This window comes from Pseudoclavibacter helvolus, assembly GCF_049707175.1.
Classification (GTDB): Bacteria; Actinomycetota; Actinomycetes; order Actinomycetales; family Microbacteriaceae; genus Pseudoclavibacter; species Pseudoclavibacter helvolus_A.
On record NZ_JBNAFM010000009.1, the window covers coordinates 110,708 to 133,940 of the forward strand.

General features: G+C 68.1%; 15 protein-coding genes. 5 read left to right on the forward strand and 10 right to left on the reverse strand.

The features are described 5' to 3' along the window. Positions 1-113: 113 nt before the first annotated feature. The 3 genes from ligA to mnmA are packed head-to-tail and all read right to left on the reverse strand — an operon-like array spanning position 114 to position 4,140. On the reverse strand, positions 114-2,492 hold the full coding sequence (gene ligA, locus ACPYN9_RS09220; RefSeq protein WP_424465912.1) for an NAD-dependent DNA ligase LigA: 2,379 nt from the start codon (positions 2,490-2,492) through the stop codon (positions 114-116). Next, positions 2,489-2,965: a hypothetical protein gene (locus tag ACPYN9_RS09225; protein ID WP_424465914.1), complete on the reverse strand. Its 477-nt coding sequence runs from the start codon at positions 2,963-2,965 to the stop codon at positions 2,489-2,491. Before ACPYN9_RS09225 ends, ligA begins: the two co-directional genes overlap by 4 nt. After that, positions 2,962-4,140, reverse strand: a complete 1,179-nt coding sequence (gene mnmA / locus ACPYN9_RS09230) for a tRNA 2-thiouridine(34) synthase MnmA (RefSeq protein WP_424466002.1) — start codon at positions 4,138-4,140, stop codon at positions 2,962-2,964. The genes ACPYN9_RS09225 and mnmA overlap by 4 nt, the downstream gene beginning before the upstream one ends. Before the next feature lie 129 nt (positions 4,141-4,269). On the opposite strand from mnmA, the gene ACPYN9_RS09235 reads away from it, so the two are divergent. Then, positions 4,270-5,109, forward strand: a complete 840-nt coding sequence (locus ACPYN9_RS09235; protein WP_424465916.1) for a helix-turn-helix domain-containing protein — start codon at positions 4,270-4,272, stop codon at positions 5,107-5,109. 41 nt (positions 5,110-5,150) lie between these two features. On the opposite strand, the gene ACPYN9_RS09240 is transcribed toward ACPYN9_RS09235, so the two are convergent. After that, entirely contained in the window at positions 5,151-6,755 is a 1,605-nt protein-coding gene (locus ACPYN9_RS09240; RefSeq protein WP_424465918.1) for an MDR family MFS transporter, read from the reverse strand. Continuing rightward, positions 6,752-7,366: a TetR family transcriptional regulator gene (locus ACPYN9_RS09245; protein WP_424465919.1), complete on the reverse strand. Its 615-nt coding sequence runs from the start codon at positions 7,364-7,366 to the stop codon at positions 6,752-6,754. Before ACPYN9_RS09245 ends, ACPYN9_RS09240 begins: the two co-directional genes overlap by 4 nt. A 76-nt stretch (positions 7,367-7,442) precedes the next feature. Between ACPYN9_RS09245 and ACPYN9_RS09250 the strand changes: the two genes are divergently transcribed. Beyond that, positions 7,443-8,711 (forward strand): CynX/NimT family MFS transporter, encoded by a 1,269-nt coding sequence (locus ACPYN9_RS09250; RefSeq protein WP_424465921.1) that lies wholly within the window; start codon positions 7,443-7,445, stop codon positions 8,709-8,711. A 6-nt stretch (positions 8,712-8,717) separates the two neighbouring features. Here ACPYN9_RS09250 and ACPYN9_RS09255 read toward each other — a convergent pair whose 3' ends face one another. The 3 genes from ACPYN9_RS09255 to ACPYN9_RS09265 all read right to left on the reverse strand — a co-directional run bounded on the left by ACPYN9_RS09255 (position 8,718) and on the right by ACPYN9_RS09265 (position 12,691). Continuing rightward, positions 8,718-9,443, reverse strand: coding sequence for a VIT1/CCC1 transporter family protein (locus tag ACPYN9_RS09255; RefSeq protein WP_424465923.1), 726 nt, complete (start codon positions 9,441-9,443; stop codon positions 8,718-8,720). A 72-nt stretch (positions 9,444-9,515) separates the two neighbouring features. Further along, the gene (locus tag ACPYN9_RS09260; protein WP_424465925.1) at positions 9,516-11,399 is read right to left on the reverse strand and encodes an ABC transporter ATP-binding protein; all 1,884 of its coding nucleotides are present in this window, start codon (positions 11,397-11,399) and stop codon (positions 9,516-9,518) included. Between the two features lie 80 nt (positions 11,400-11,479). Then, positions 11,480-12,691, reverse strand: coding sequence for a cysteine desulfurase family protein (locus ACPYN9_RS09265; RefSeq protein WP_424465927.1), 1,212 nt, complete (start codon positions 12,689-12,691; stop codon positions 11,480-11,482). Positions 12,692-12,809: 118 nt separating this feature from the next. Here ACPYN9_RS09265 and glgX point away from each other — a divergent pair, with 118 nt between their 5' ends. The 3 genes from glgX (at position 12,810) to glgB (ending at position 19,544) form a co-directional block, all read left to right on the forward strand. Then, positions 12,810-14,942, forward strand: coding sequence for a glycogen debranching protein GlgX (glgX, locus tag ACPYN9_RS09270; protein ID WP_424465929.1), 2,133 nt, complete (start codon positions 12,810-12,812; stop codon positions 14,940-14,942). Positions 14,943-15,023: 81 nt separating this feature from the next. Next, positions 15,024-17,282, forward strand: coding sequence for an alpha-1,4-glucan--maltose-1-phosphate maltosyltransferase (locus ACPYN9_RS09275; RefSeq protein WP_424465931.1), 2,259 nt, complete (start codon positions 15,024-15,026; stop codon positions 17,280-17,282). A 57-nt stretch (positions 17,283-17,339) separates the two neighbouring features. Next, positions 17,340-19,544, forward strand: a complete 2,205-nt coding sequence (gene glgB / locus ACPYN9_RS09280; protein WP_424465933.1) for a 1,4-alpha-glucan branching protein GlgB — start codon at positions 17,340-17,342, stop codon at positions 19,542-19,544. A 115-nt stretch (positions 19,545-19,659) separates the two neighbouring features. Here glgB and ACPYN9_RS09285 read toward each other — a convergent pair whose 3' ends face one another. Next, positions 19,660-20,649 (reverse strand): tetratricopeptide repeat protein, encoded by a 990-nt coding sequence (locus ACPYN9_RS09285; protein ID WP_424465934.1) that lies wholly within the window; start codon positions 20,647-20,649, stop codon positions 19,660-19,662. Next, positions 20,642-23,077 carry a hypothetical protein gene (locus tag ACPYN9_RS09290; RefSeq protein ID WP_424465936.1) on the reverse strand — a complete coding sequence of 812 codons (2,436 nt, stop codon included), beginning with the start codon at positions 23,075-23,077 and terminating at the stop codon, positions 20,642-20,644. The genes ACPYN9_RS09285 and ACPYN9_RS09290 overlap by 8 nt, the downstream gene beginning before the upstream one ends. Between the last annotated feature and the right edge of the window lie 156 nt (positions 23,078-23,233).

Consider the following 23,233-nt stretch of genomic DNA (forward strand, 5'->3'; position numbering starts at 1 on the left):
GCATGGTTCCCCGTTCCCCCGCGGCCAGCCGATGCCACGGCCTGCACACTGTAGCTGAGGCACCGGGCCGCAGCCTCGGAATCGGCTCCTGGTCGTGGAAGCGGGCCCCAGGCTCATTCCGCGTCGACCAACAGATGCTCGACGGCACTCGGGCCGCCCTCGAGCAGGAGCCGGAACCCGTCCGCGTCGAGGATCGGAATACCCAGCTCCTCGGCTTTCGTGAGTTTTGAACCTGCGCCGGGGCCCGCGGCGACGAAGTCGGTCTTCTTCGACACGCTCCCGGCGGCCTTGCCTCCGGCGGCGATGATCGCCTCCTTGGCCCCGTCTCGGGTGAACCCCTCGAGTGTGCCGGTCGCGACCACGCTCAGGCCCGACAGCGGGCCCTCCGTGCTGGTCCTGGCTCCGGGACCCGGATGATCAGGCGTCGCGAAGCGCACGCCTGCCGCACGCCAGGCCGCGATGATCTCGCGATGCCAGTCCTCGGCAAGCCACTCGACGATCGCGTCCGCGATCGTCGGCCCGACGCCTTCGACCTGGGCGAGTTCTTCGGCGGGTGCCGCCTCGATCGCTTCCAACGACCCAAACCAGTCCGCGAGCGCTCGTGCGGCCACCGGCCCCACGTGGCGGATGTTCAACGAGACGAGCTGGCGCCAGAGGTCCTTCGTCTTGGCGACTTCGAGCTGCTCGAGCAGCGTGGTGGCCTGCTTCGAGGGCTCGACGAGCCTGTGGTCTTTTTTGATGCCGGCTTTCCGTCGCTCAGCTGGGGTCATCTCCTCAGCGCCGGGCGGGTAGACCAGTGAGACCTTCTGGAACGGAGCACGACGGATGAGCTCGCCGGTGGCGTCGTCAGTCTTCGGCTCGCCCGTCTCCGAGTCGCGCACGACGACCTCGATCGGCACGATCTCCTCGAGCGTGAGCGCGAAGAGGCGCGCCTCGGTCTCGAGCGGCGGTCGCTCCGGCACCGAGGGCTGGGTGAGCGCCGCAGCTGTGACCTCGCCGAGCGCATCGATGTCGAGGCCTCCGCGCGAGCCGATGTGTTCGACCCGACCGCGAACCTGAGCCGGGCAGGAGCGTGCGTTCGGGCAGCGCAGGTCGACATCGCCCTCCTTCATCGGACGAAGCGGCGTGCCACATTCCGGGCAGTCGCTCGGCATGACGAAGTCGCGCACGTCGTCACCCCGCAGCTCGAGCACTGGGCCGAGCACTTCGGGGATCACATCCCCCGCCTTGCGCAGCACCACGGTGTCGCCGATCTTCACGCCCTTGACGCGCACGACGTCCTGGTTGTGAAGCGTGGCCATGCGCACGACGCTGCCCGCCACCTTGACGGGCGCCATGATCGCAAACGGGGTAACTCGCCCGGTGCGGCCGACACTCGCCGCGATGTCAAGGAGCTTCGTGTGCACTTCCTCCGGCGGGTACTTGTAGGCAATCGCCCACCTCGGCGCTCGGCTGGTGGTACCGAGCTCGTCGTGAAGGTCGAGCTCGTCGACCTTCACGACAATGCCATCGAGTTCGTGCTCGACGGAGTGACGCTCTGCCCCATAGCGCTCGACGAACTCAACGACCTCGTCGACGTCGGCGGCAACCTTCGCGTACGGCGTCACCGGCAGCCCCCACCCCGCCAGCAGTTCGTAGACCTGGCTCTGCGAACGCACCGGTGGCGACGGCCATGCGCCGATGCCGTGCACATACATCTGCAGCCCATGCAGTCGCAGCTCACCGGCCTCGCGTTCGAGTCCGCTCTTCTTCTCGAGCTGCTGACGCAACCCACCGCTGGCCGCGTTGCGGGGGTTCGCGAAGTCCGGGAAGCGCTTCGTCGCGCGAGCCAGCTCGGCTTCCTCGTCGAACTCGCCGCGCGAGGCGGCCGGGCGGGCCTCCCAGCGCTCCCGATACTCCTCAACCGCGCGAGGCCGGAGCGAGGCTTGGAAGGCATTGAGCTCCGCGAAGGCGGCAACGGGGATGAACACCTCGCCGCGCACCTCGACGAGCGGCGGATGCCCCTCGCCAGAAAGCGTCGCGGGGATGCCGTCGATCTGCAGGGCGTTCTGCGTGACCTCCTCGCCCGTGCGACCGTCGCCGCGCGTCGCCGCGGTCACCAGCTTGCCGTGCTCGTACCGCAGCGCGATGGCGAGCCCGTCGATCTTCAGCTCCGTGAGCCACTCAACACGACGACCGGCGGCCGCCTCGGTCTTGGCACACCACTCACGGAGTTCCTCGGTCGAGAAGACGTTGTCGAGTGAGAGCATGCGCTCGGCGTGCTCGATCGGACGCAGACCTTCGGCGACGCCGCCGCCGACCGTCTGCGTCGGCGAGTCCTGTGATTGCAGTTCAGGGTGCTCACGCTCGAGGGCGTCGAGCTCCCTGACGAGTTCGTCGTACTCGGCGTCGGAGACGAGCTGGGCATCGCGCTCGTAGTAGGCGGACTGATAGCCGGCCACGAGCTCCCGAAGCTCCTCGACGCGGGTTCTCGCGTCGTCGAAGCTCGTCATGCGACCGCTCCGGCACGCGAGCTCAGCGTGGCGAGCGCAGCCTTGCGGCTGACGTTGAGGAGCCACTCGTGCTTGGCGGCGAGGCGCTTGGCCGCCCGTTTCTCGCTGGTGGTCTCGAGATAGCTCTGGACGATGCCAACGGCCGCGATGAGCACGGCGAACACCGCGAACACGATCTGCCAAGTCGGCTCGAGTTGCATGAGGAAGTTCGACGCCAGGAACACCGTGCCGCCGATGAGGAACCAGAGGACGAAGGCCAGGATCCAGTCTTTCGGACCGAAGGCCCGGGCTGCGAGCGTGCAACGCTCTGCGAGTCGCAGCGCCGGAGCCGTGAAGTGTTCGTCGTAGTCGCTGCGCCACCGCTCCGGGTCGGACAGCTGCTTGTACTTCGCGGCCCAGCGTTCGGCCCGTTCGGTGAGCATGTCCATCGCCTCGCCGTCTTTCAAGACGGAGCCATCGGTCTCGGTGCTCATGCTGCCTCCTGTCCGCCGGCGTCCCGCGCCGGGGCCTTGTCTGCTGCGGGTTCGCCACCCGGGACAGCGCTCACCGTGCGGTCGATCGTGAACTGGCCGAGCACTCTGGTGCCGACGTACACGACCGCCGTCTGCCCCGGTGCCACGCCGACCAACGGCTCATCGACGATCACACGCCATTCGACGCCTGGGATCGTCGCGTCATCTCGAGTGCTCTCGGCACTCGCGCTCACCCGCGCCGTCGCCGGAACCGGATCCGCGTGCGCGCGGATCTGCACGTCGCAGCGGAACTCACCGTCGTCCGGCGTCAGCACCGCGCCGGTCCAGCTCATCCGCTGCCCCGCGATCTCGGCAATGCTGAGGGCCTCCTTCGGCCCCACCACAACCTCGTTGGTCTTCGGGCGGATCTCGAGCACGAACCGGGGTTTTCCATCCGGAGCTGGCACCCCGAGACGGAGCCCCTTGCGCTGCCCGACCGTGTACGCGGTCGCGCCGTCATGCTCCCCGAGCTTCGCACCCTCGCTGTCGACGACCTCGCCGGTGGCGGTTCCAATGCGCTCGCCAAGCCACCCGCGCGTATCGCCGTCGGGGATGAAGCAGATGTCGTGCGAATCGGGCTTCTGCGCGACGCTGATGCCGCGTTCTGCCGCCTCAGCGCGGATCAGCTCTTTCGAGGGCGTGTCACCCAGCGGGAAGTAGCAGTGCTCGAGCTGCTGCTGCGTGAGCACGCCGAGCACGTAGGACTGGTCTTTCGCCCAGGCGCTGGCGCGGTGGAGCTCGACGAGCCCGTCGTCACCGGCCTCGAGGGTGGCGTAGTGGCCGGTGCACACAGCGTCGAACCCGAGATCTATGGCCTTCTCGAGCAGGGCGGCGAACTTGATCTTCTCGTTGCACCGCATGCAGGGGTTCGGGGTTCGCCCTGCGCTGTACTCCGAGATGAAGTCGTCAACCACGTCGAGCTTGAACCGCTCGGAGAAGTCCCACACGTAGAAGGGGATGCCGAGCAAGTCCGCAGTGCGGCGCGCATCCATCGAATCCTCGATCGTGCAGCACCCGCGCGACCCGGTGCGGAGGGTGCCAGGCATTCGGGAGAGCGCGAGGTGCACACCGATGACTTCGTGCCCGGCTTCGACGGCCCGGGCTGCGGCAACGGCGGAATCGACCCCGCCGCTCATAGCGGCTAGAACTTTCACCGGATCAGTGTACGTCGGGCCTCCGACACTGCCCCGGGTGCCCTCTGCGACTCTGGTACTTTGACGATGTCCAGCGCCAGTGAATGGCCATTACCCCGAGGCAGGCAACGCGTGAGCGATACCCCCGATTCCCCCTCCAAATTCAACGCCGATCTGCAACAGCTGCGCGAGCAGGCGGGCAAGCCGACCATCATGAAGCTGGCCACGGAGACCGGGATCTCGAAGACCGTCGTTGGCGACGCGTTCGCGGGGAGTCGCCTACCGACGGAGAAGACCGTCGACCGACTGGTGAGGGCGCTCGGAGCAGAACCACGCCCCTGGCTCGATCGCAGGAGCGCACTGGCGGCGCTCGCCACGGCCGAATCCGCCCCCTCGGTCCCCCAGCCGTCGACAGACGAGCCCGGCGCAACTGGAACCTCCGGGCTCACGAACGCCGAGGCAGCACCGCGCACAGGCACTGACGAACCGACTGGCATCTCGAAGCGCCGTCTCGTCACACCGGCCTGTGCCGCAGCGATTGTGTCGGCCGCCGTCACCAGCGGCATCTGGTTCGGCGTCGGGCAGCTGACGGCCGAAGAGGACCCGTTTGCGAGCATCGCGGACGGCATGGACCCGATGCAGACCGTGTGCCGAGACGACGCCGTGGTCGCGGCGAGCGAGATGCGCGACCGGGAGACGCAAGTGCAGATGATGTACTCCACGAGCTGCAAAGCTGTGTGGGGCAGGGTCACCCGCTACGACGGCTCGGCCGCGGGCAACGAGCTGACCATGTCGGTCTACCCCGCCGTGGACCGCGACTCGGAGCGTGGGCAGACCGTCTCAGCGCACGACGTGCAGTCGATCTACACGACGCTCGGGATCAGCCCTGAGACGAGCGAGCGATGGTGCGGTCTCGCGACCATGACCGCAGACGGCGAGACCATCGACCTCGGCCCCGAGCTCTGCATCTAGCGAGTCGCTCAGCGGGCCGGGGCCGATCTGCGGTGCCGAGCTCAGCCGATCTGCGTGGCCGAGGTCGTCGCCGACGGCTCCGCACCAGTGGCGAGTGGCTTCTCGCGAAGGAACGACAGCGCGATGATCGAGATGATCGTCAGCGGCACCAGCGCAAGGAAGATCGGGATGAGCGCCTCGTTGTAGGAGCCGACGATGATGGCGCGGATCTGCTCGGGCAGCTGGGCGATCGCGGCCGGTGTGAAGGAGCTCGCGCCGTCCTCAGCCGCAGCACCCGCCGGCAGGCGATCGGCGACCATCTGCGTCAGCCGGGCGGCGAAGACCGAGCCGACCACCGCGGAGCCGAGCGTGGCCCCGACTTGCCGGAAGTAGTTGTTGGCCGCCGTCGCGGTGCCGACGATTCGGGCCGGGAACGAGTTCTGCACGATGAGCGTGAGCAGTTGCATGCTTCCGCCGAGTCCAATACCCATGATGCCCAGCGCGACGCAGATCATCCACACCGGACTGTCGACGGTCACAAACGAGAGCACGACGAGTCCTGCACCCAGCACTGCAGCGCCGGCGATCGGCACCCACTTGTAGCGACCGGTGCGAGAGACGTACTGACCGCTCAGGATCGAGGTGATGAGCAGCGCGCCCATCATCGGCGTCATGAGGAGGCCGGAGACGGTTGGCCCGGAGCCCGTCACCATCTGCAGGTAGGTCGGCATGTAGCCGAGCGTGCCGAACATGATGACGCCCGTCGAGAGGCTGGCGATCGTGGTCAGAATGAAGTTGCGGTCGCGGAACATGCCGAGCGGCATGATCGGGTTCGCCGCGCGGCGTTCGACAAGCACGAACCCTGTGGCCGAGACCACGGCAAGGGCCGCGAGGAGCAGGATGGTGGGAGAGGTCCACTCGTACTGGGAACCACCCCAGGTACCGACGAGCACCAGTGCGGTCGTCGCGAGCGAGATGAGGGCCATGCCGCCGACATCGATGCGCGTCCGCTCGTGCGCTGGTCGCTTCGGCAGGCGCAGGAGGAAGATCGTCGCGAGCAGGGCCAGCGCTCCGAGCGGCAGGTTGATCCAGAACACCCAGCGCCAGCCGGGACCCTCGGTGAACCAGCCGCCGAGCAGCGGGCCCGCGACGGAGGAGAAAGCGAACACCGCGCCCATGACGCCCATGTACTTGCCGCGTTCACGCGCGGGCACAACGTCTGCGATCGCCGCCTGCGACAGGATCATGAGACCGCCACCGCCAAGCCCCTGCACGATCCGGGCGCCGATGAGCAGTTCGATGGATGGGGCCAGCCCACCGAGGACGGACCCGGCAATGAAGAGCCCGATGGCAATGAGCAGGAGCGGCTTGCGACCGAACAGGTCCGACAGGTTGCCGTAGACGGGCATCATGACCGTCGAGGCGAGGATAAACGACGTCACCACCCAGCTCATGTGCTCGACACCGTGCAGCTCGCCGACGATGGTCGGCATGGCGCTGGAAAGCACGGTGTTGTTGAGCGATGCCATGAGCATGGTGACCATCAGCCCCAGGAACAGGGGCACGATGCTGCGCCGGTTTGCACCGGGTGCGGGTGCCTCAGGTGCGGTCGTGACGTTCTGCACGTCGGCGCGGGCGTGCGAGTCGATGCTGGGGGGAGTCGTCATAGAGCTTCTGAGATCGCTTTCCGGAAGACGTCGATGGATCGGTTGATGGCGGCTTCTCGATCGACGAGGATGCCGTGGGGGTCGTTTCTGCTGGTGAAGCGCAGGATGGTGGCGGCGAGCGAGAGCAGCGCCTTCGCCGACTCGATGTCGCCCGACCGTGATTCGGCGCGCACCTCACCGTCTGGGTCGCTCAGGATCGAGAGCACGATGTCTTCGGCCGCGCTGATGTGCCGCCGGAGCCGCTCCTCGAGGACGGGATGCCGTTCGGCGAGGGTGCGCCGTCTCGGGAAGTCGTCGTGGTCCGGGATCGCGGAGTCGAGCACGGCCAGCATGAGCCGCATCGTGCGGCCGAACGAGTCGCCCTCGCCGGTGCGGAAGTCGGAGACCGCCCCGTCGGGGATGGTGGGTGCCTGCATGCCGAGCACCGCGTCTTCCTTGCTCGGGAAGTAGTTGAAGAACGTGCGTCGCGAGACACCCGCCCGCTCGCTGATGGCGTCGATCGTGGTCTCGTCGAGCCCGCGCTCGATGGTGAGGTCAGCCGCCGCATCGTGGATGGCATGCCAGCAGTCGATGCGGTTGCGTTCACGGAGGGAGAGGGCTGCGTTCGACACCCCTCAAGAATATGCATGAGTGCAAACTTTCACAAGTGCAAGATTCCTGGGCAGACGCTGAGTACAGTTGCACCTCGTGTCAGCTCTCCCCCCTCAGAAACCCTCCGGCAGCAGCAGATCTCCGTGGATCTGGACGGCACTCGCCGTGCTCGCGCTTGTGCTGCTCGCACTGAACCTGCGAACGGCCGTCACCAACGCGTCGTCGATCTTCGACCTCATCTCAGTCGACCTGCCGCTCGAGGGAGCCACGACAGGCGTGCTGACGATGCTGCCGCCCGTCGCGTTCGCGATCGCGGGCCTCATCACACCGTGGCTCCTGCGCCGCGTGCGCCTCGAGCTGCTCATCATGATCGCGCTGAGCGCCATCATCGCGGGCCATCTGCTTCGAGGAGCGGCACCCAACATCCCGACACTGCTCGGCGGAAGCGGGATCGCGCTGCTGGGCATGGGGATCGGCAACATCCTCCTGCCGCCCGTCGTGGTCACCTACTTCCGCTCGCGCATCCCCGTCATGACCTCCACGTACGCCATCGTGGTGGCGCTCGGCACCATGCTTCCGCCGCTCGTCGCCGCCCCGGTGGCGCTCGCCTCAGGCTGGCGCACGTCGCTGTCCATGTGGGCGATCGTCGCGGCGTCCGCTGCCGTGCCGTGGGCCGTCCTCCTTGTTCGCGCGCAGGTGCGCGCCGCGCGCGGCCACGTCGCCCCCTCGACGGGCGCCGTGACACTCCCCGACGGCACACGTGCGAAGCCCGCCAGATCGATCTGGCGCTCGAGACGTGCCTGGGCCCTCGCCACCACCTTCGCGATCTCGTCGATGAACGCCTACTGCTGCTTCGGCTGGCTGCCCACGATCCTCCAGGAACGCGCGGGCGCAGACACCGTCGCGGCAGCCGGGTATCTCTCGCTCTTCGCCGCGATGGGCATTCCGCTCTCGCTGGCCACGCCCCTCGTCATCCGGTACCTCGGCACGACCTGGCCCCTCATCGCCTCGGCGGCGGGCTTCGCGCTCGGCTACGCGGGCCTCATCTTCGCGCCGACCACCGCCCCGATCCTGTGGGTCGTGCTGATCGGCTTCGGGCAGCTCATCTTCCCGATCTGCCTCACGCTCATTGGCCTGCGCGCGGCGGGACAGCGCGGCTCGGCGATCCTCAGCGGATTCGTGCAGCTCGTCGGCTATGCGCTCGCCGCCCTCGCCCCGCTCACCGTGAGCGTGCTCGCCACGGCAACCGGCAACTGGTCGCTCTCGCTTGGCCTCCTCGCCGTGCTCACCCTCGCGGTCATCCCGCTCGCCCCGGCACTCGCAGGCACGTGGAAGATCGAGGACGAGATCCAGCTGGCCAGGTAGTCGCGGTCAGCCGCTCGGAGTCGAGGCGACGTCACCGTCGACGTCGATCTGCGGAATGAACTGGTCGACGACCTCGAAGACGTTGCCGGCAAGGAACGACAGCAGGGCGATGAAGAGCCCGACGCCGACCGACCGGGTCACGGCCCTGAGCGGGTGCCCCGTCCCCGCCCGCGCGGACACGAGGCCCGTGACGGTCAACGAGACGACCACCACCAGCAACGAGGCCGCGAGGCGCCACGCATCGTCGACGAAGACCACGGTGGCCGTCAACGGCAGGGCGCCGGACAGGAACGCGAAGAAGCCACGCACGGCAATCCAGAAGGGCTGCGTGGCCGGGCTCGCACCGTCGAGGATCCCGAACTCCGTCTCGAGATGCGCGCCGAGAGGGTCCCGGGTCATGAGCTGCACGGCGACCTGATCGGCCAGACGGGGATCGAGGCCGCGGTCGAGGTAATGCTCGCGCAACTCCTCGCGCTCCTCTTCCGGGCTCATCGCGAGGCGGCGCTGCTGCTCCTCGATGATCGCGAGCTCCGCCGCTCGATCCTGCGCTGCCTCGGCGTAGGCCGAGCCTCCGAGCGAGAGCCCTCCGGTGATCATGAGGGTGACCGCCGCGAAGAGCACCGTCTGCTCATCCGCGCCGGCGCCTGCGAACCCCTGGATGATGCCCGTCGTAGAGATGATGCCGTCGTTGGAGTCGAGCACCCACTTGCGCACGTTGGCCGCATCGAGCACGGTTCAGCGCTCCCGAGGGCCGACGTCGTCGAGCGGATCACCAGCTGCGATCTGGGAGGCCATGGCGAGATGCTACTGCGGCGGAGCCTCCTCTGGGAACGCCACGAGACCGGCGTTCTGCTCCTCGTGCAGCGCCGCGTAGAGTCCGCCCCTCTCGAGAAGCTCGGCGTGGCTCCCCCGCTCGACGATGCGGCCCTCGTCAATCACGCAGATCAGGTCGGCATCCTTCACCGTCGAGAGGCGGTGCGCGATCGCAAGCACCGTACGGCCGCGCGAGGCGGCGTCCAGCGCGCGCTGCACGAACCGCTCGGAGCGGGTATCCAACGCACTCGTAGCCTCGTCGAGCACGAGGACCGCCGGGTTTTTCAACAGCACTCGCGCGATGGCGACCCGCTGCTTCTCCCCTCCCGACAGCCGGTAGCCGCGCTCCCCCACGAGCGTCTCGTAGCCGTCGGGGAACCTCGCGATGGTCTCGTGGATGTTGGCCTTCCTGCAGGCCTCCTCGAGCTCCTCCTGCGTCGCATCAGGCCTCGCGAACCGGAGGTTCTCGGCGATGGAGGCGTGGAACAGGTAGCTCTCTTGGCTCACGATGCCCGTGTTCGCGATGAGGGCCTCGGGGTCGAGGTCTCTCACGTCGACGCCCCCGAACCGCACCGCGCCGGAGGTGACTTCGTACAGTCGAGGAACCAAATAGCCGATCGTGGTCTTCCCTGCGCCGCTCGGCCCGACGAACGCGACGAACTGCCCTGGGCGGACGCTGAACGAGACGTCGTCGAGCGTCGGCGCGGAATCGACCTCCGCGTCTGGGTAGCGGAACGACACGCGGTCGAACTCCACCTCGCCGAGTCGGGATGCGTCGAGCCGGACGGGCGCGGCCGAGGGCGTGATGGCGGGTCGAAGGTCGAGGTACTCGAAGATTCGCGCGAACAGCGCCTTCGAGGTCTGCACCTCGAGCCCGATGCGCATGAGCCCGATGAGCGGCATCGTCAGCCTGGTCTGGACCGTCGTGAAGGCGACGATCGTGCCTGCCGTGAGGTCGACGCCACCGGTGATGAGGTAGGCGGCGACGATGTAGACGGCCGCGGGCACCAGGGAGAAGACGATGGACACGAACGCGAAGAATGACTGACCGCTCATCGTCTGCTTCACCTGCAGCCCGATCTGCCTGGTGTTCTCGAATCGGTAGCGCTGCCCTTCCGCCTCTTCGCGGCCGAACGACTTCGCGAGGAGGATGCCTGACACACTCAGCGACTCCTGGGTGATCGCGGTCATCTCGGACAGCGACTCCTGGGTCTTGGTCGCGATTCTGGCGCGCACCTGCCCCACCCGCCGCTGCGCCCAGACGAGCGCCGGCATGAGCACAAACGCGATGACCGTGAGCTGCCAGGAGAGGAGGGCCATCGCAACAACGGCCGCGAGCACAGTGACGATGTTGCCGACGACGCTGGTGATCATCGACTGCAGCGTCGATGCCACTCCGCCAACATCGTTCTGCAGGCGCGACTGGATGACCCCGGTCTTCGTGCGCGTGAAAAAGGCCAGCTCCATGCGCTGCAAGTGGTCGAACAGCCGGACGCGCAGATCGCCCATCACGGAATTGCCGACGCTCGCCGTGAAGTAGGTCTGCACGACCCCGAGCGCGCTCGACGACACCCAGAGCAGCGCCATGAGGCCGACGATCTTCCAGAGCTCTCCGATGTTCGGGCCCGTTCCGCCCGGAGGGAAGAGGCCTACGTCGAAGGCCTGCTCGGTGAGGAGCGGAGGCAGTACCGAGATGGCCGCCGTGATCAGGACGAGGACCAGGGCGATCGCGATCTTGCCGCGGTATGGCGCGAACAGGCGGATCACCCGCTGCCACAGGTCGTCGATCTGCGGTGCCTGCTCGTTCGCCGCGCGGAGCACGGACTCGTCACGTACGCGACCCCCGGCCGGCGGCCCGCCTCCTCGCATCGTCATGGCGTCAGCGTAGGCGCATCCGCCGACACTCGGGCACGGCCGATGCACGAACGCGTGGCAGGCGAAGCGCGGACGAGGCGCTAGACGGCCCTGTCGGAGAATCCCGCCGCCCGCGCCTGCTCGACGACGCGAGGAAGGACCGCGAGGAGCTCAGCGATGTCCTTCTTGCTCGTCGAGGCGCCGAGGGTGAAGCGAAGCGCGCTGAGCGCGTCCCGCTCGTCGAGCCCCATGCCGAGCAGCACGTGTGACGGCTCTGCGATGCCCGCCTGGCAGGCCGAACCGGTCGAGACGGAGAAGCCGGCCATGTCGAGCAGGAAGAGCATCGAGTCGCCCTGACAGCCATCGAAGGTCGCATGCACGTTGCCGGGAACGCGCGCGCGAACGGAGACGCCTCCGTCATCGAGGTGACCGTCGAGGTCGGCACCTCGGAGTTGTGCACCTGGGATCTGTGCGAGGCCCTCCGCGAGCTGACCGGCCAGCGCGTCGAGTCGGGACGCTTGCGCGTCCAGGTTCGCGACTGCGTAGTCGGATGCTGCGGCGAACGCGAGGGCGGCCGGCACGTCCTGCGTACCCGAGCGGACTCCGCGCTGCTGCCCTCCGCCGTGAATGAGAGCCTCGACCGTGTGCGCACGCGCGAGCGCGAGGGCGCCCATGGCCACGGGGCCGCCGATCTTGTGCGCAGAGACGCTCACCGCAGCCACCGCGAGATCGCGCAGCGAGACGGGCATGTGCCCGAACGCGGCGACCGCGTCGACGTGCACCGGGATGCCGTGCTCGGCGGCGAGGGCGGCGAGCGCACGCACCGGCTGCACGGTGCCGACCTCGTTGTTGGCGAGGATGACCGTGACCAGGGCGATCTCGTCGGCGTGCTCGCGCATCCGCCCCGCAGCGACCGTGAGATCGACGCGTCCAGTCGCATCAACCGGCAGCCAGTCGATGACGGCACCCTCGTGGGTGGCCAGCCACTCAACGGCGTCAACCGTCGCATGGTGCTCGCCCCTCGGCACCAGGATGCGCGTGCGAGCGGGGGCGTTCTGCCGCCTGGCCCAGAAGAGGCCCTTTACCCCGAGATTGATCGCTTCGGTGCCGCCCGAGGTGAGCACGACCTCGATGGGATCGGCGCCGAGCGCCGAGGCGATGCGCTCTCGCGCGCCCTCGAGCATCCGCTTCGCCGCCTGCCCGTGCCCGTGGATCGACGACGGATTCCCGATCAGATCCAACCCGTCCAGCAGCGCCTCGCGCGCTTCCGCAACCATGGGCGTCGTCGCAGCGTGGTCGAGGTAAACGGCCATTTCGCTCCTCGACTTCCTCTGGACATAGAATTGCGCGATCTGTGCGCACCAGGACGCGCACGCGCGGACGGCAGCTCCGAAGGTGCATCGCCCACTCAATTCGAACAGTTTAGGCCTCATGCTCGACTCACAGACCCGCTCCGACCTCGGCGTCACCCACCACCAGGGCATCGCGCGCCTGCGCGTCTTCTCGACGCACGCATCGGCGATGACGCTCTGCCTCGTGGAGGCGGACGGCACGATCACGCGCACGATCGAGATGGCGCGCATGCCTGGCGGCGTGTGGCAGGCAGAGTGCGCCGAGCTCGTGAACGGACAGCACTACGCAGTGCGCGCGGACGGCCCGTCGACCGGCACCAACGCCTTCGACAAGCACCGCCTGCTCGTCGAGCCATACGCGAAGCAGGTCTCCAACGTGGGCACCGTCGCGGTTCCCATCTGGACCGCGCAGGTCGTCGAGACCGAGCCGTTCGACTGGGGGCAGGTGCGCGCGCCGCTGCTCCCCCTCCGCGATGTCGTCGTCTATGAGGCGCACGTCAAGGGCTTCACGCAGCTGGCCCCTCATATGCCGGAAGAACTCCGCGGAAGCTACGCGGGGCTCGCGCACGAAGACACGATCGCCTACCTGCAGTCGGTCGGCGTCACGGCCGTCGAGCTGCTGCCCGTGCACGCGTTCGCGTCGGAGTCCTTCCTTCGCCGGCAGGGCATGGCGAACTACTGGGGGTACAACACGCTCGGCTTCTTCGCACCTCACGCGGAGTACGCATCCCCCGCCGCACGCGCGGCCGGCCCGCACGCCGTGGCACGCGAGCTCAAGGGCATGGTCAAGCACCTGCACGCCGCCGGCATCGAGGTCTACCTCGACGTCGTCTACAACCACACCTCAGAGGGCGGGCGAGGCGACGAGACCTCCATGTTCCGCGGCCTCGACAACGCGACCTACTACCGCCACGACATGCACGGCAACCCCGTCGACGAGACCGGATGCGGCAACTCGCTCGACACGTCGGAGGCGGTTGTCCGCGAGCTCATCCTCGACTCGCTCCGCTACTGGGTCGAGGAGTTCCGGATCGACGGGTTCCGCTTCGACCTCGCGGCAACTCTCGGCCGCAACGCGCACCACGCGTTCGAGCGAGAGCACCCGCTCCTCGAAGCCATCGTCACCGACGAGCGACTCGCCGACACGAAGCTCATCGCGGAGCCGTGGGACGTCGGCATGGGCGGGTGGCAGACGGGCAACTTCCCAGAAGACTGGTCGGAGTGGAACGACAGCTTCCGAGACCACGCACGCTCCTTCTGGGTGCGCGACATCGCCGAGGCCCGGACCTACGGCGTGCATCCCGAGGGCGCTGGGTCGTTCAGCACCTCGCTCGCTGGGTCCTCGAACATGTTCGGCGACGATCGCGGCCCCCTCGCCTCGGTCAACTTCGTCACGGCGCACGACGGCTTCACGCTGCGCGACCTCGTCTCCTACAACGTCAAGCACAACCTGCAGAACGCTGAACTGGGACGCGACGGCACCGGCGACAACCGCTCGTGGAACTTCGGCGTCGAAGGGCCGAGCGACAGCAGCAGCATCGAAACACTGCGCAGGCGCACCATGCGGAACCTCCTCGCGACGCTCCTCCTGAGCGCCGGAGTTCCCATGCTCACCGCTGGCGACGAGGTCGCGCGAACGCAGAAGGGCAACAACAACCCGTACAACCAGGACTCGCCCCTCACCTGGTTCTCGTGGGATCTCAGCGAGGTCCAACTCGCCCAGCTCGCCCACACGCGACGCCTCATCGAGTTGCGGAGCACGCACCAAGTGCTGCGTCCGAGCAGCTTCAACCACGGGAACCTGCTCAGCGAGCACGGCACCAGGCGCCGCTGGTTCGACGCGCTCGGCAACCCGATGGGCGACGGCTCGTGGCAGGGACCAGGCGGACGCACACTCCAGGTGCTGCTCGACGCGTACATCCCGGAGGCCGACGCGGACTTCACCGGCGACGCAGAACTCGTGGACGGGGTGCGGATGCTCATCGACCGTCTCCTGATCGTCGTCCACGGCAGTGAGGACGACGCGGCCCTCCGCCCTCCGGCCATCGACGACATCACCGGGTACCGTCTGCTCTGGGACTCGACCCACGAGCATCCGGATGAGGCGCTCACCACGAGCCGCGTGCTCGTCCCAGGTCAGCTCACGGGCATCGAAGGCCCCTCGGTCCAGGTCTACGCCGTCGACGTGACGCCGGCGCACCACCACATCTGATCGGACGTCGCGCGGGACGTCGTTCACATTCCGTGACACGCGGACAGCCCCGATGAGGGTGGGTGTTGGTAGCGTTCGGTTGTGGCAACGATACCAGCGTCAGAAGACCAGATTCCACCGAGCCGCCCCCGTCGGGCCGGCGCTAAGCGAGCGGGCAGCTCGCCGAAGGTAGCCCAGGCGCCCGAGGCAGCCGAAACCACGAGCGCGGCGGCCGTCTCCGACGCCGCCCCCGCGAAGGCACCGCGTGCGCGCAAGCCGAAGGCGCCCGCCGCGAAGCCTGCCGCAGCCGCAGCCGTCGCAACCGCGCTTCCGCAGGTCGGCGACGGCTTCCCCGGCTCCGGCTACGTCCCATCGATCGGGCGCATCCCGATCCTCGACCTGCAGCCGCAGCTCGTCGACAACCTGTTCCCGACGAAGGGCTACGTCGGCGACATCATCCCCTTCTCGTGCGTCGCATTCCGCGAAGGGCACGACATCATCGGCGTCGAGCTGCTGCTCGCGGCTCCGGGCTCCGAAGCCGAGCGCATCCGCATGCGGCCCGGCGCGAAGGGCACCGACTCGTGGCTCGCCGAGGCGCAGGTCACCGTGGCAGGCGCCCACGAGTGGTGGGTCGAGGCCTGGAACGACGACTTCGCGACCTGGCAGCACAACGCCGAGATCAAGATTCCCGCTGGCATTGATGTCGAGGTGATGCTCGAGCTGGGCGCCCAGGTCGTCGACCGGGCCGCCGCCGACCCGGAACTCACCGCGCACCAGTCCGCCGTGCTCCGGGATGCGGCGACCGCGTCGCGCTTCACGTCGCGGTCCGCGTCCTTCCGCCTCGCCTCACTGCTGGCCGACGACGTGCTCGAGATCATCGACGCACACCCCGTCAGGTCGCTCCTGACGAGCTCAGCACATCGCACCATCAAGGTCGACCGCGCACTCGCGGGCAACGCGGCCTGGTACGAGTTCTTCCCGCGCTCCGAGGGTGCCAAGCAGGCCGCCGACGGCAGCTGGACCTCCGGCACCTTCCGCACCGCCGCTGAGCGCGTTCCCGCCGTCGCCGCGATGAACTTCGACGTCCTCTACGTGCCGCCGATCCACCCCATCGGCCACACCAACCGCAAGGGGCCGAACAACTCACTCACGACGCAGCCGGGAGACCCAGGCTCGCCGTGGGCGATCGGCGCAGCAGAGGGTGGCCACCGCGACATCCACCCCGACTTGGGCACGGTCGATGACTTCCGCTTCTTCGTCGGAGAGATCGAGCGCCACGGCATGGAACTCGCCCTCGACCTCGCACTGCAGGCGACGCCGGACCACCCCTGGGTCGCCGAGCATCCCGACTGGTTCACGCAGCTGCCGGACGGCAGCATCGCCTACGCAGAGAACCCGCCGAAGAAGTACCAGGACATCTACCCGATCAACTTCGACGGCGACCGCAACGGCCTGTACGCCGAGGTGCTCGACACCGTTGAGTACTGGATCGGGCTCGGGGTCAAGATCTTCCGGGTCGACAACCCGCACACCAAGCCGCTGCAGTTCTGGGAGTGGCTGATCCACGAAGTCAACGCCGCGCACCCCGAAGTCATCTTCCTCGCGGAGGCGTTCACCCGACCTGCCGTCATGCATGCGCTCGCCAAGGCGGGATTCCAGCAGTCGTACACCTACTTCACCTGGCGTAACACGAAGACCGAGCTCGAGGAGTACCTCACCGAGGTGTCGAAGGAGTCGAGCGACTTCCTCCGCCCGAACTTCTTCGTGAATACGCCGGACATCCTCACCGAGTACCTGCAGCAGGGTGGCCGCAACGCCGCCAAGATCCGCGCCATCATCGCGTCGACCTCTTCGCCGCTGTGGGGCGTCTACGCCGGCTTCGAGCTCGCCGAAAACGTCGCGCGCCCTGGTTCTGAAGAAAACATCGACAACGAGAAGTACGAGTACAAGCAGCGCGACTGGGCCGCGCACGAGGCGAGCGGCTACTCGCTCGCGCCGCTGCTCACGAAGCTCAACGAGCTGCGCCGCGCCAACCCGGCGCTGCAGCAGCTCCGCAACTTCGAGGTGCAGTTCAGCGACAACGAGAACGTCCTGGTCTTCTCGAAGCACCTGCCCGCCGAGTACTCGCCAGACGGCGTCTCCAACACGGTGATTGTCGCGGTCAACCTCAACCACTCCGGTATCGAGGAGGCGACCGTCTACATCGACCAGACCAAGTTCGGCTTCGCCCCCGACACCGAGTTCGGCGTCGAAGACCTGCTCAGCGGGCACGAGTGGGTGTGGGGCGGCGCGAACTACGTTCGGCTCGACCCATCGACCCTGCCCGCCCACATCCTTCGCGTAAGGCACTCGGCACTCTGACCCGTCGTCCGGTCGCGCCCCAGCGCGCGGCCGGACGTCAACGAGAACGGAAACACCATGACGGACGAACTCCAGCCAGCCGCCCAGGCCGCGATCAGCATTCCCGACGGTGAGCTCCGGGCGGTTGCCGACGGCAGCCACTCCGGGCCGCACGGGATCCTCGGGCAGCACCTGCAGGACGACGGGGGCACGATCATCCGCGCGCGCCGACCACTCGCCGAGCGCGTCACCGCGATCCTCCAGACGAGCGGCGAGCGGGTCGAGCTGCATCATCTCGCGCACGGCATCTGGCAGGGTTCGCACGCCTCCGGCCTCGACGACTATCGGATCGAAGCCGTTTACGGCGACGGCGTGCCACACGTCGTCGACGACCCGTACCGCTTCCTCCCGGTGGTCGGCGAGGTCGACCAGTTCCTGTTCGGCGAGGGTCGCCACGAACGACTGTGGCATGTGTTCGGCGCCCACCACCGCGAGCACTGGGGCACGCACGCTCCGGTCTCGGGCACCTCGTTCGTCGTCTGGGCACCGCACGCCCAGGCGGTCAGAGTCATCGGGTCGTTCAACGGCTGGGACGGGCGAGCCCACGCAATGCGTCGCCTCGACGCGCTCGGCATCTGGGAGCTCTTCGTTCCGGGCGTCACGCCCCACGAGACGTACAAGTTCCAGATCCGCACCGCATCCGGCGACTGGGTCGAGAAGGCTGACCCCGTCGCACTGCACGCCGAGCAGCCGCCGCAGACAGCATCCGTGGTGGCAGCCCCGAGCTCGTACGAATGGGGCGATGCCGAGTGGATGAGCGCCCGGGCGCAGCGAGACCCCCACACGGGGCCGATGACCACCTACGAGCTCCACGCGATGTCGTGGCGCCCGGGCCTCGGCTACCGCGAGCTGGCTGATCAGCTCGTCGAGTACCTCGACGGCCTGGAATTCACGCACGTCGAGTTCATGCCCCTCGCCGAGCATCCATTCGGCGGCTCGTGGGGGTACCAGGTCACCGGCTACTACGCTCCCACCTCGCGCCTCGGTTCACCGGATGACCTGCGCTACCTCATCGACCGGCTCCACCAGGCGGGCTACGGCGTGATCATGGATTGGGTGCCAGGCCACTTCCCCAAGGACAGCTTCGGTCTCGCGGAGTTCGATGGGCAGGCGCTGTACGAGCACGCCGACCCGCGCCTGGGCGAGCAGCTCGACTGGGGAACCAAGGTGTTCAACTTCGGCGACTCGCAGGTGCGCAACTTCCTCGTGGCGAACGCGCTCTACTGGCTGGAGGAGTTCCACATCGATGGCCTGCGGGTCGACGCCGTCGCGTCGATCCTCTACCTCGACTACTCGCGCGAAGAGTGGGTGCCCAACATCCACGGGGGCCGCGAGAACCTCGAGGCGATCGCCTTCCTCCAGGAGGTCAACGCGACCGCCTACAAGCTCTACCCCGGCATCGCCATGATCGCCGAGGAGTCAACCAGCTGGGCGGGCGTCACGAAGCCCACCGAGTGGGGCGGGCTCGGCTTCGGACTCAAATGGAACATGGGCTGGATGAACGACAGCCTCAGGTACGTCGAACGCGACCCCATCTACCGGTCCCACCACCAGGGTGACCTGACCTTCTCGTTCGTGTATGCGTGGAGCGAGCGCTTCCTGCTCCCCATCAGCCACGACGAGGTCGTGCACGGCAAGGGGTCGCTGTATTCGAAGATGCCAGGCGACGAGTGGCAGAAGCTCGCCGGCACCCGGCTCTTCCTGGCCTACCAGTGGGGCCACCCGGGCAAGCAACTGCTCTTCATGGGGCAGGAGTTCGCGCAGCAGACCGAGTGGAGCGAGTCTCGCGGCCTCGACTGGTGGCAGCTCGACAACCCCGGGCACGCGGGTGTGCAGCGCCTCGTGGGCGACCTGAACCGCCTCGCGAAGCACGAGGGTGCGCTCTGGCAGCGGGACGACGACTCGTCGGGAATGGTGTGGCTGAGCGGCGACGACGCGGCCAACAGCGTCCTCGCGTTCGCTCGACGCGGGTTCGATGGCACCCCTGATGTCGCCATGATCTTCAACTTCTCGAACCAGGTCATCAGCGGGTACCGCCTCGGGCTTCCGCACGGCGGCCGCTGGTCTGAGGTGCTCAACACCGACGCCGAGACGTACGCGGGCTCCGGTGCAGGTAACTACGGAGCGGTGACGACCGAGGACATCCCATCGCACGGCTTCGCGCAGTCGGCCGCGGTGACGCTCCCGCCGCTCGCCGCCGTCTGGTTCAAGCACGAGGGCTGAGCGAACTCCCGGCAGAACACGCAGCAAGCGGCCCGGATGCGATGTGATCGCATCCGGGCCGCTCACGTCGTGCGCGTGGCCGGGCGCTGCGGACAGCGGACCGTGCGCGGACGGGTCAGAACAGGAGGTTCGTGAGCCTCGCTCGCGCCGCTCCGACGCGTGGGTCGGCGACACCGACGACCAGGAACAGGTCGAGCAGACGCTCGCGCGCTGCGGTCTTGCCCTCCGCGTCGAGCTTGGGGAACAGCGTCAGCAGGCGATCGAACGCGTCGTCGATGTGTCCTCCTGAGAGGTCGAGGTCGGCGACGTCGAGCTGGGCGTCGAGCGCGTCGGGGTTCGCGGCAGCGCGCTGACGGATCTCCTCGAGCGTCTTGCCTTGCAAGCGCACGAGGAGCTGGACCTGGGCCAGCCCTGCGCGGGCTTCGTCGTCGGCCGGCCGCTCGGCCAGAGCACGTTCGTAGGCATCGATGGCCGCCGCGTAGTCGCCCCGCTCGAGCGCCTCGAAGGCTTCAGCGTGCAGCGGCGGCAGCGGCGGGGCTGCGGGCTCTTGGGCGTCGGCTTCGGCCTCGGGCGCGCCGTCGATGGCGACGTGCCCGGTCAGGCCCTGTTGGGCCGCGACCTGAAGGATCTCGCCGACGATCTGCGTGATCTGCTCCTCCGGCGGGTTGCCTGCGAACAACTGCAGCGGTCGCCCGCCGATGATCGCGATGACCTGGGGCTGCTGGCCGAGCTGCGGGTGCGCATCCAGGTCGACGCGCACCAGGACGATACGCCCTTCGGCACCGCGAACGATCTTGGCGAGCACCGGCGAGAGCGCCTGCGCGTCGCTGGACCACTTCGCGTGCATCTCAACGATGACTGGCAGGAACTGCGAGAGCTGCATGAACTGCTCGAGCGTCTGCTCGTCGGCGTCGACCACAACATCGGGAAGTGTTGCGACCGGTTCACCTGCGGAGCCTGCGGCTGGCGTTCCCTGCTGGCCAGGGGCGGCGGCAGGTGCTCCCGGAGAGGCCTGGCCTGCCGGAGCGTTCGCGCGCTGCACGAGCGAGGACAGGTCGACTGCTCCGTAGAGACTTGCTGGGTTGAGTGGAGGGGTTTCAGCCATAGGTAACCTCGTTGGCGTTGAGCTGGCGTGCGCCGGTCATGGTGTTGGCGAAGCCGAGCAGTTGGACAGCGCCGCCTGTCGCTTCCGACGGCACGTAGAACAGCAGCTGGTTGGTGTACAGGGTCTCGAAGCCCAGCGACGAGGAGCTGGCACCGGCCAGCGCTGCCGTGCGTCCCTGGACGCTGAGGGTCGCGAGCTGCGTGCGAGCGCTCAGCTTCTCGACCTCTTCGATGGAGACCGCGATGATCGCGCCGCCGTCGAGGGTCTGCACACCGAAGGGTGGATCGTCGGTCTGGCGCGTCTGGAACTCGATCTTCGCGGCGTTCGCGTCGATCTCCCCGGAGACTGTAGCCCGCGCATCGGCGATCTGCGTGCGCAGCGAGTCCCCGTCTGGGGAGAACAGCGCAGCGAACTGCGAGCCATCGCCGTTGGTGATGACGTCGGCGTACGCGGCCGCGAGCTCGTCTGGGGCGATCACGAGCGGCTGCTCGAGCGCGTCGATGCCCGGTGCACCGATCTCGGCCGGGGCAGCCTCCGGAAGCGTCACGTCAGGGGTGAGCTGGACGATGGACGCCACCTTGTACGTGTCGCGAGCATTCGACTGCGTGAGCATGATGCCGAACGGTGCCGTTGGGGTGTCACCACCGGCTTCGCGCACCACGAAGATCGACTTCGGCCACGCCTCAGAGGCCTGCGGCACGGCGTAGACGACGTCTCCGGTGGGGAACGCGACAGGGCCCGGCAGGGCGTTGTCCGCGGCCTTCGCCTGGTACTCCGCGGCGCGCTCCTGGTACGCGGCCTGGGTGAAGCGAGGCTTGAGCCCGTCCGCCTTGTTCGCGGCGTCGGCTTCCTGCGCGAGCTTGGCCGCATCGTCGAGGATCTCGGTGAGCTGTTGGGCGTTGACCGCCGGGAGCGCTTCGCCCTCGGTGATGAGCGCCTGATCGATCGACGACGTCGGCGTTGGTGTGGTCGGCGCACTCGTCGAACCGCCGAACTGCTCCGGCCACAAATCGGCCGAGCATCCGGTGAGCGCGATGGAGCCGACGAGCAACACCGGAATGAGCCGGAAGAGCCGCTTGGGCGCCTGACTGCGGTCGCGGCCACGCGGCCTGCGCCACTGCTGCGCTTCGCCCGCGGTCGGGTCGGCTGCTGGGGTGGCTTCACCCGCACCGGATGCGCCGCCTGCGGGAGGCTCGCCACCGGCCGACGTGTCATCGCCCCGGTCGTCGTCGTCCGTAGGCGACGCCGGTTCGTTCTGCGCGCTCGGGTCGCTCTCCGAGTCCGGGCCCTGCGAATCGCTCGGCTGCGGCGCATCCGTCGACTGCTCCGCTCGCGCGTCTGCTGCCAAGGGCAGCGACGGCGCGTCTTCTGACGCCGTGGTCTCGGCCGGGGCGCTCCAACTGAACGGGTCGTCTGCCGCCACCGCGGCCCCCTCGGAACCTGCCTGGGACGGCACGGCTGGAACGTCCGCACCGGGCGCGCGGAACGACGGGAACGTGGGACGACCCGGCTGCTGCGTCTGCTCCGGATCAGAGGAAGGCGGAGCCCAGGCAGGAACGTCTTCCTCGACCGGCTTGAAGCTGTCGTGATCGACGTCGCCGCCGGTCGTCGACGTATCTCCTTCGGAGAGCTTCACCGACGTGGCGACGACGCTCTGCGATTGCTCGATCGGGTCGAGCTCGGTGCGATCCAGACCATCGTCTGCGCTCGGGGCCGAGCGGCCGAACGAAAACGCCGGCGTCGTCACGGCGTCGTCCGCCAACGCGGGAGCCGCTGCAGGGATCTCCGAGTCAAGTTCCTCGCGCGTCTGGCGCTGTGGCTTGGATCGGCGGCGCATGCTCAGGAGCGCCCACAGCAGCAGTCCGAGCGAGATCAGCAGCAGCACCCCGCCACCGAGCAGGAGCGGGCCCGCCATCGGCGCGCGACCGTCGAGCGGCCACGAGATCGAGACCTGACCCGGCGCGGGAGACTCACCGTCGGACTGCACAAGAAGCGCGAATCCGACCGGGAGGGTCTGCTGGAGTTCGAGCGTGCCCTCACCCTCGTACTCCTGGAACCACAAGTCGCTGCCGAGGATGTTCGGCGCCGTAGTCTCGTCGGCCGAGGCCTCCCCCGGCGTAAAGACGAGTGCGCCGCTCGTGTCGTCGAGCGTGACGATCTCATGCTGCGTCGTGCCGACCCAGCCGGCGATGTCGCCCTGACGACCGATGGCGACGCGGATGGGGCCGTCCCCGCTGATGGTGATGGACTGCGTTCCAGCGTGCTCGATGAGCGTGTCGCTCGGAATGACCAGCAGCGGCGACTCCTGCGTCAGGGTGCCGCTCGCAACGACGGAGTCGGCGGCCCGCGCATCTGCGATCTGCAGCCAGCCGACGACAAGCAGCGCCGCACTTCCGAGGAATGCGATCGCGGCTAGGATGAATCTCACTGAGTGACTCCTTCTCGAGTGATTGCGCCGTGCATCGTTTGTGCGCTCGACGTGCTCCTCTCGCGAGGGTGCCGTCGTCTTCCATGAGGTTCACGAAGACTCTCGACCCCTCAATCTAACGCACCGCGCCCGCACATCCCCTGGAATACGCCAATG

Excerpts from the sequence above, each read along its gene's own strand:
- mnmA (WP_424466002.1), bottom strand. The coding sequence starts at position 4,140 with ATGAGCGGCGGGGTCGATTCCGCCGTTGCCGCAGCCCGGGCCGTCGAA.
- ACPYN9_RS09285 (WP_424465934.1), bottom strand. The coding sequence starts at position 20,649 with ATGGCTGAAACCCCTCCACTCAACCCAGCAAGTCTCTACGGAGCAGTC.
- ACPYN9_RS09260 (WP_424465925.1), bottom strand. The coding sequence starts at position 11,399 with ATGACGATGCGAGGAGGCGGGCCGCCGGCCGGGGGTCGCGTACGTGAC.
- ligA (WP_424465912.1), bottom strand. The coding sequence starts at position 2,492 with ATGACGAGCTTCGACGACGCGAGAACCCGCGTCGAGGAGCTTCGGGAG.
- ACPYN9_RS09240 (WP_424465918.1), bottom strand. The coding sequence starts at position 6,755 with ATGACGACTCCCCCCAGCATCGACTCGCACGCCCGCGCCGACGTGCAG.
- ACPYN9_RS09225 (WP_424465914.1), bottom strand. The coding sequence starts at position 2,965 with ATGAGCACCGAGACCGATGGCTCCGTCTTGAAAGACGGCGAGGCGATG.
- ACPYN9_RS09265 (WP_424465927.1), bottom strand. The coding sequence starts at position 12,691 with ATGGCCGTTTACCTCGACCACGCTGCGACGACGCCCATGGTTGCGGAA.
- glgX (WP_424465929.1), top strand. The coding sequence starts at position 12,810 with ATGCTCGACTCACAGACCCGCTCCGACCTCGGCGTCACCCACCACCAG.
- glgB (WP_424465933.1), top strand. The coding sequence starts at position 17,340 with ATGACGGACGAACTCCAGCCAGCCGCCCAGGCCGCGATCAGCATTCCC.